This is a genomic window from Streptomyces synnematoformans (assembly GCF_039531005.1).
Lineage (GTDB): Bacteria > Actinomycetota > Actinomycetes > Streptomycetales > Streptomycetaceae > Streptomyces > Streptomyces synnematoformans.
In genome coordinates, this window is the sequence record NZ_BAAAPF010000699.1 from 1 (window position 1) to 1,031 (window position 1,031).

The 1,031-nt window shown below is 79.8% G+C and carries 1 protein-coding gene; it reads right to left on the minus strand.

The annotated features are described in order from the left end of the window. Positions 1-981, minus strand: a 981-nt coding sequence (locus tag ABD317_RS37210) for an ABC transporter ATP-binding protein (protein WP_486389037.1), incomplete at its 3' end; no start/stop codon positions are given. Between the last annotated feature and the right edge of the window lie 50 nt (positions 982-1,031).

The window sequence follows — 1,031 nt, forward strand, 5'->3', positions numbered from 1 at the left end:
CACCGTCAGCCGGGCGCCCGTGCCGCCGAGGCCGAAGACCAGCGACTGCAGCGCCGGGAGCAGCGCCTGCGTCAGATACGCCAGCGCACCCACCAGCGCGCCCGCGGTCACCCCCCGCGACAGCAGCCACGGAGCGGCCACCAGCAGCGCGACCTCCAGCAGCCGGCCGCCGACGCCCACCGCGACGTCCCGCGCCGTGCCCCACCGCGCCAGCGCCGTCGAGGCGCGCAGCTCGGCGTCGACCCCGGCCCGGACGGCGGCGCCCGCACGCTGTTCGCCGCCGCAGGCGACGACGTCGCGCAGCCCGTCCACGACCGTGCCCAGCTCGGCGGCCAGCGCCTCGTCGGCGGCGAGGAAGTCCCGCTGGCAGCGGGCGAGCGGCCGCAGCGAGAAGCCGAAGACTGCCAGCCCCGCCGCCAGCGGCGGCAGCACCACGAGCAGCAGCGGCGGCGCCAGGGTCAGCAGCCCCAGCAGCGCGGCGGCGGCCGTGACGACGAAGGACCGCGTCACCATCACCAGCCCCGCGAAGCCGTCGCGGGCGATCTCCACCTGGTGTGTCAGCCGCGACACCGCCGTCGGCCCCTCGGCCCGCGCCCGGGCCGCCGCGCGTGCCAGCGACCCCGTGACGACCCGCCGCACCAGGGTGTCCCGCAGGTCCTCGGTGAGCCGGGCCACCGCCCCGTACACCCGCAGCGTCCCGAAGGCGCCGACCACGACGCCCACCGCCGCGACGGCGAGCCAGCCGAGGCCCACCCCGGGGCGGTCGGCCAGGAACCCCCGGTCGACGGCCCTCGCGAGGGCGTGCCCGAGCAGAAAGGTCTGCAGCGCCTCGACCGCGGACCATCCGGCCACCGCCGCGCCGGCCCGCCGCCGCCGGCGCAGGAACCGCAGCCCGGCGGGCACGAGCACCCGCAGCCCGGGCGCGGGGTCCGCACCGGCGGGCGCGGCGGTGGTGCGGCCGGCGGCGGCGCGGTCACGCATCGGCGGGCTCCTCCTGCCACAGGGCGCGGTAGGCGGGCTCGGCGCACAGC